Genomic DNA, 6239 nt, shown 5'->3' with positions numbered 1-6239 from the left:
CGCTCCACCAGCAGCGGCATCGGGTCCGAGGCGGTGACCAACTCCCGCAGCGGGTACCGGGCGAGCACCGACTCCACCTCCGGCGCCAGGGCCGCCTTCAGACGGTCGTGCACCGACAGGGAGTCGTTGCCGAGGGCGTGCGCGGCGGCCAGGACCAGAGCGCGCTCGGGGCCCTTGGGCACTCCGGCGGCGGCCCGCCCGTACAGCTCCGCGCCCTCCTCCAGGACCAGGCCGGTGTCGATCCCGGCCGGCACCTTCACGGACGCGGTGTGCCGCCACGTCGCCAGCGGATGGCTCCAGGCCTCCACCCGGAAGGTCCAACGGCCCGTCGCGTCCGGGGTGACCCGCGCACCCCAGCGGTCGCTGCCCGGGGACAGTTCCCGCATCGGTGTCCAGGGGCCCCGGCGGCCCTGGGGATCACGCAGGACCACGTTCGCCCCCACGGCGTCGTGCCCTTCGCGGAACACGGTGGCCGTGACCTCGAAGGTCTCCCCGGTCACCGCTTTCGCCGGGCGCCTGCCGCACTCCACGGCCGGCCGGACGTCACGTACCGGGACACGGCCGATGGCCGGGGTCCTGCGCATCTATCTCACCTCCGCCGTGCGCGGAGCCGGGCACCCGGCCCGGCTCCGCGATCCGAAAGTCGGGCCGGCGCGCGCCGGTCCCGAGAGGAACGCCTTGTACGGTGCCAGGTCAGGGGCTTGGCGCCGTGGAACGCCGCTCCGGTGGCGGCGCCCTTCTGGCCGCCCGGCGTGGCTGCGGCCGTCCGTCCTGCTCGCGCAGGTAGGTGACCAGGTTCGTGCGGAGATAGCGCTCGGCGGCGTCCGCGGCCTCGCGGGCGCAGCGTTTGCCCATCAGCACGCACAGCGTGTATCCCGAGTCCTCGAAGGTGGCCCGGACCGTGCGGTCGTGGGGCGAGGCGAGCATCACGCGCTCCCACGCCCGGTAACGCCGCAACTGCCGGGCCACTTCGGCCTTGGCGGGTAGCAGCATGGCCCTCAGCCACCTTCCACGCTCTCGACTGGGCGCGTTCCCGACGGTCGGGTGGCGTCCGCGCAGGGGAAGGCGCGGCACCGTTACGGCGATCGAGGCTTTCACTTATGGTGCACGCGCGACGACGCAGCGTCTTGTTGGAGCTTCAACCATTCGGGGGTCCGGGTGCTCGTGTTGCACGAATGGCGTAGCGGGCGCACCGTGGAGGTGACTCAGAAGCGATCAGCGCTCACGCTATGTGTCCGGGATCCCTCCCGGACGGGGCAAGGGGAGCGAGAGCTTCGCCGGTGAGGAGCAAGCGACGATGAAGACCGCAGTGCCCTGCTACTACCACCTCGACGTGGAAGTCAGCCCGGAACGGGTGGGACAGGTCAGCCGCATCCTGGCCGCCCACCTCCGCTACTGGGACCTCGAGAACCTCGTGGACCCCGTCCGCCGCGGCGCCGAACTGCTGCTGCGCGCGATCGACGAGCACGCGACGGACAAGCACACCTCGATCGAGATGTGGTGGAACGGCCAGCACCTCATCACCGCCTTCGGTGACGACGACCCGGATCTGCGCCCGGACCTGGACCTGCGGTCCTGCCTCGCGGACATCGCCGCGATGAGCGACGGCTGGGGCTGCTGCGCCTCGGACACCGGCAGCAAGATCATCTGGTTCTCGCAGCGCGCCCGCGCCGGCCAGCGCGTCCCGCTGGTGCCCACCGCCCCCGCGCCGACGCTGCGGGAGGGCCTCGATGTGCCGCGCGAGGAGCCGGTGGCCGTGCTCGCCGCGCCGGCGTCCGCCGGTGACGACGCCCTGGAGGGCAGCCGGTGACCGCCCGGAAGAACCGCAAAGGGGTGCCCGTGTGGAGCGGGCACCCCTACCCGTTGGGTGCCGCGTTCGACGGACAGGGCACCAACTTCGCCCTGTTCAGCGAGGTCGCCGAGCGCGTCGACCTGATCCTCGTCGACGACTCCGGCACCGCCACCCCCGTCCCGCTGCAAGAGGTCGACGGCTTCGTGTGGCACGCCTACCTGCCCGGCGTCGGACCCGGCCAGCGCTACGGCTACCGGGTGCACGGCCCCTGGCAGCCCTCGCTCGGCCACCGCTGCAACCCGGCCAAGCTGCTGCTCGACCCGTACGCCCGTGCCGTGGACGGCCAGATCGACAACCACGCCTCCCTGTACGAGCGCGCCCCGGACGGGCCCGCCCCGGCCGACAGCGCCGGCCACTCCATGCTGGGCGTGGTCACCGACCCGTTCTTCGACTGGGGCGACGACCGCCCGCCCCGGACGGCGTACGCGGACTCGGTGATCTACGAGGCCCATGTGCGCGGCCTGACCATGACCCACCCGGACGTCCCGCAGCGGCTGCGCGGCACCTACGCCGGCCTCGCCCATCCCGCGGTGACCGAGCACCTCACCTCGCTCGGGGTGACCGCCGTCGAGCTGATGCCGGTCCACCAGTTCGTCCAGGACGGCGTGCTCCAGGACCGCGGCCTGTCCAACTACTGGGGCTACAACACCATCGGCTTCTTCGCCCCGCACAACGCCTACGCCGCGTTCGGCAGCCGGGGCCAGCAGGTCAACGAGTTCAAGGCCATGGTGAAGGCGCTGCACGCGGCCGGCCTCGAAGTCATCCTCGACGTGGTCTACAACCACACCGCCGAGGGCAACGAACGGGGCCCCACGCTGTCCTTCCGGGGCATCGACAACGCCTCCTACTACCGCCTGGTCGACGGCGACTGGGCGCACTACTACGACACCACCGGCACCGGCAACAGCCTGCTGATGCGGCACCCCTACGTACTCCAGCTGATCATGGACTCGCTGCGGTACTGGGTCACCGAGATGCACGTCGACGGCTTCCGCTTCGACCTCGCGGCCACCCTCGCCCGGCAGTTCCACGAGGTGGACCGGCTCTCGGCGTTCTTCGATCTGATCCAGCAGGACCCCGTCATCAGCCGGGTCAAGCTGATCGCCGAGCCCTGGGACGTCGGCGAGGGCGGCTACCAGGTGGGGAACTTCCCGCCGCTGTGGTCGGAGTGGAACGGCAAGTACCGCGACGCCGTACGGGACTTCTGGCGGGCCGAGCCCGGCTCGCTCGGCGAGTTCGCCTCCCGGCTCACCGGCTCCTCCGACATCTACCAGCACAGCCGGCGCCGGCCGCGCGCGAGCGTCAACTTCGTCACCGCGCACGACGGTTTCACCCTGCGCGACCTGGTGTCGTACAACGACAAGCACAACGAGGCCAACGGCGAGGACAACCGGGACGGCGAGAGCCACAACCGGTCCTGGAACTGCGGGGCCGAGGGCGACACCGACGACCCGGCCGTGCTCGAACTGCGGGGCCGCCAGCAGCGCAACCTGCTGGCCACGCTGCTGCTCTCGCAGGGCATCCCGATGCTCTGCCACGGCGACGAACTCGGCCGCACCCAGCGGGGCAACAACAACGCCTACTGCCAGGACAACGAGATCTCCTGGATCGACTGGGACCTGACCGACGAGCAGCGCGCCCTCGCCGACTTCACCCGGCGCCTGATCGCGCTGCGCGCCGCGCACCCGGTGCTGCGCCGGCGCCGCTTCTTCCGCGGCGAGACCGCGACCCACGCCAGGCAGCCGCTGCCCGACCTGATGTGGCTGCGGCCCGACGCGCGGGAGATGACCGACCGCGACTGGCAGCGCGGGGACGCGCACACGGTCGGGGTGTTCCTCAACGGGGACGCCATCGCCGAGCGCGACTCCTACGGCCGCCGCATGGTCGACGACTCCTTCCTGCTGTTCGTCAACGGCTACTGGGAGCCGGTCGTCTTCCGCCTGCCCGACGACTCCTTCGGGGAGCGCTGGACCACACTGATCGACACCGCCGACCCCGAGGGCGTCCCCGACGAACGGGAACGGAAGGCGGGCACCAAGCTGCGCGTGGAGGCACGCGGCCTGGTCCTGCTGTCCCGCCCGTCGCGTGCCGCCGGCACGTGAGTGACGGAACCAGCCGACGGCGCCGCACCCCGGGCGGGTGCGGCGCCGTCGGTTTGGAGTGCCGGCCTCAACGGCTCCGGCGGGACGTCACCGTGAACTGCGCGCCGTCCGGGTCGCGCAGGATCGCCTCCGTCTCCTCCTCGCGCAGCACGCTGCCACCGTGCTTCTCCGCCGTGCGGGCGCAGCCGGGCACGTCGGCCACCGCGAAGTGGATCTGCCAGTGCGGTCGCACCGAGGGGTCCGGGGCCGCCTCCACCGCTCCGGAGTCGATGCGCGCCACGATGTCGCCCTGGCTGCGCAGCACCACCTCGCCGCCCTCGTACTGGACCTCGCAGCAGCCCGGCAGCCCGGTCGCCCAGCCCAGGACCTCGCCGTAGAACATCGCGGCGTCGAAGGCGTCCCGGGTGTGCAGCCGGACGAAGGTCGGGGCCGCCTGCCGCCACGCCTCCCAGTTGGTGACCAGTTCACCCTGCCAGATCCCGAACGTGGCCCCGTCCCGGTCGGCGAGCAGCGCCGCCCGGCCCGGAGGGAAGGACAGCGGCCCGACCGCCGACGTGCCGCCGCGCTCCCGCACCCGGGACACGGCCACGTCCGCGTCCGCCACGGCGAAGTACGGTGTCCAGGCCACCGCCATCTGCCACATGGAGGCCACGGCGGCGATCCCGGCCACCGGGACCCCGTCCGCCAGGGCGATCCGGAAGTGCTCGCCGAGCTTGGCTCCGCGCCAGCGCCAGCCGAGGACGGCGGCGTAGAAGTCCTGGGTGGTCTTCAGATCGCGGCTGGTCAGGCTCACCCAGCACGGTGCGCCGAAGACGGAGTGGGTGGAGACGACGTCTTTTCTGCGCGGCTCGCCGCCGGTGCGGGTGTCGTGGTTCATGGCAGTCGCGTCCTGCTCTCGGGGCCGGGCGGCCACCGGTCTGACACCAGTGTCCGGCCGGAAGCGGGTGGGCTGCCCGTCGAGTACCCCGGGTGGCGGGGGTACAGGCCCCTGCGCAGGATGGAGGGATGGGAGACATCGAGCCGGACCGGATCGCCGCGCTGCAGGCGGAGGTCGACCAGCTGAAGGAGGCCATGACCTCTCACGCGGTGATCGACCAGGCGATCGGGATGGTCGTGGCCCTCGGCCGGGTGACCCCGGACCAGGGGTGGCAGGTGCTGAAGGAGGTCTCCCAGCACACCAACATCAAGCTGCGCAACATCGCGGAGCTGATCCTGATCTGGGGGCGGCGCGGCGACATCCCGGCCCAGATCAGGGCCGAACTGGAGGACGCGCTGGACCGGTACGGCCCGACCCAGGTGCCGGGGTCCGAGGGCCAGTAGGCCCACCCGGAGCCGGGAGACAGGGGGGGGCCGGGGGACCGGGGGATCAGCGGGCGCGGACCTCCGCCAGCAGTTCGTCGCGCAGCCGGTCGAAGCAGCCGCTCAGCAGCCGCGAGACGTGCATCTGCGAGATGCCCAGCTGCTGGGCGATCCGGCTCTGTGTCATACCGCCGAAGAACCGCAGGTAGAGGATGGTGCGTTCGCGCTCGGGCAGCGCCTCCAGGCACGGCTTGACCGCGGCCCGGTCCACGACGAGGTCGAACCCCGGGTCCAGGCCGCCCAGCGAGTCACCCAGGGCGTACCCGTCCGTGCCGGCCACCTCGGCGTCCAGGGACAGCGCGGAGAAGCACTCCAGCGCCTCCATCCCGGTGCGCACCTCGTCCTCGCTGAGCCGCGTGAACGCGGCGATCTCGGCGACGGTGGGGGCCCGGCCCGGCGTGGTCTGCGCCAGCTCCTTGGTGGCGGCGCGGACCCGGTTGCGCAGATCCTGCACCCGGCGCGGCACGTGCAGGGTCCACATGTGGTCGCGGAAGTGGCGCTTGATCTCCCCGGTGATGGTGGGCACCGCGTACGCCTCGAAGGCCCGGCCGCGGTCGGGATCGTAGTGGTCGACGGCCTTGACCAGGCCCAGCGCGGCCACCTGGTACAGGTCCTCCAGGGCCTCGCCACGGCCGCGGAACCGTACGGCGATCCGCTCGGCCATGGGCAGCCACAGCTGGACGAGCTCGTCCCGCAGCGCCTGGCGCTCGGGACCGTCGGGCAGGCAGACGAGCCGCTCGAAAGCGCCGCTGGTGTCCGGGGCGTCGTCGTGTGGATGGGGTTTCGTGCTGCCAGTGACACGCATCGCGCGCACCTCTCTCAGCAGGTGCTGGATGACAGACACCGTGGGAGGTGCGCTCGGACCTGGAGAGGACACCGGGGTGTCCGGCAAAAGACCGGCTCCCACGGACGTGCCTCCTGTCCGA

The 6239-nt window shown here is 72.0% G+C and carries 7 protein-coding genes; 3 read left to right on the top strand and 4 right to left on the bottom strand.

Going from position 1 to position 6239, the window contains the following annotated elements; translation table 11 throughout:
- The coding region (locus AB0947_RS38790; RefSeq protein WP_366755094.1) for a maltotransferase domain-containing protein at nucleotides 1-584 on the bottom strand (584 nt) is incomplete at its 3' end.
- A gap of 109 nt (nucleotides 585-693) precedes the next feature.
- Nucleotides 694-993, bottom strand: a complete 300-nt coding sequence (locus AB0947_RS38785; RefSeq protein WP_030641557.1) for a DUF5133 domain-containing protein — start codon at nucleotides 991-993, stop codon at nucleotides 694-696.
- 304 nt (nucleotides 994-1297) lie between these two features.
- Between AB0947_RS38785 and AB0947_RS38780 the strand changes: the two genes are divergently transcribed.
- Together AB0947_RS38780 and glgX are read left to right on the top strand one after the other, a co-directional pair.
- Nucleotides 1298-1810, top strand: a complete 513-nt coding sequence (locus AB0947_RS38780; protein ID WP_366755093.1) for a pep a2 — start codon at nucleotides 1298-1300, stop codon at nucleotides 1808-1810.
- Complete coding sequence (glgX, locus tag AB0947_RS38775) at nucleotides 1807-3954, top strand: glycogen debranching protein GlgX (RefSeq protein WP_366755092.1); 2148 nt, start codon at nucleotides 1807-1809, stop codon at nucleotides 3952-3954. Before AB0947_RS38780 ends, glgX begins: the two co-directional genes overlap by 4 nt.
- A 67-nt stretch (nucleotides 3955-4021) precedes the next feature.
- Here glgX and AB0947_RS38770 read toward each other — a convergent pair whose 3' ends face one another.
- Nucleotides 4022-4831, bottom strand: coding sequence for a VOC family protein (locus AB0947_RS38770; protein WP_366755091.1), 810 nt, complete (start codon nucleotides 4829-4831; stop codon nucleotides 4022-4024).
- 128 nt (nucleotides 4832-4959) lie between these two features.
- Between AB0947_RS38770 and AB0947_RS38765 the strand changes: the two genes are divergently transcribed.
- Nucleotides 4960-5274 (top strand): ANTAR domain-containing protein, encoded by a 315-nt coding sequence (locus AB0947_RS38765; RefSeq protein WP_366755090.1) that lies wholly within the window; start codon nucleotides 4960-4962, stop codon nucleotides 5272-5274.
- A 46-nt stretch (nucleotides 5275-5320) separates the two neighbouring features.
- Here AB0947_RS38765 and AB0947_RS38760 read toward each other — a convergent pair whose 3' ends face one another.
- Nucleotides 5321-6118: an RNA polymerase sigma factor SigF gene (locus tag AB0947_RS38760; protein WP_366755089.1), complete on the bottom strand. Its 798-nt coding sequence runs from the start codon at nucleotides 6116-6118 to the stop codon at nucleotides 5321-5323.
- Nucleotides 6119-6239: the final 121 nt, after the last annotated feature.

Origin of the sequence: Streptomyces sp. NPDC047841 (assembly GCF_040704085.1) — a bacterium.
In the GTDB taxonomy this organism is placed as follows: domain Bacteria; phylum Actinomycetota; class Actinomycetes; order Streptomycetales; family Streptomycetaceae; genus Streptomyces; species Streptomyces argyrophylli.
This window is presented reverse-complemented; position numbering and strand designations above follow the sequence as displayed.

Coding starts and splice junctions, on each gene's coding strand:
- AB0947_RS38760 (WP_366755089.1), bottom strand. CDS start 6,118: ATGCGTGTCACTGGCAGCACGAAACCCCATCCACACGACGACGCCCCG.
- AB0947_RS38770 (WP_366755091.1), bottom strand. CDS start 4,831: ATGAACCACGACACCCGCACCGGCGGCGAGCCGCGCAGAAAAGACGTC.
- AB0947_RS38780 (WP_366755093.1), top strand. CDS start 1,298: ATGAAGACCGCAGTGCCCTGCTACTACCACCTCGACGTGGAAGTCAGC.
- AB0947_RS38785 (WP_030641557.1), bottom strand. CDS start 993: ATGCTGCTACCCGCCAAGGCCGAAGTGGCCCGGCAGTTGCGGCGTTAC.
- AB0947_RS38765 (WP_366755090.1), top strand. CDS start 4,960: ATGGGAGACATCGAGCCGGACCGGATCGCCGCGCTGCAGGCGGAGGTC.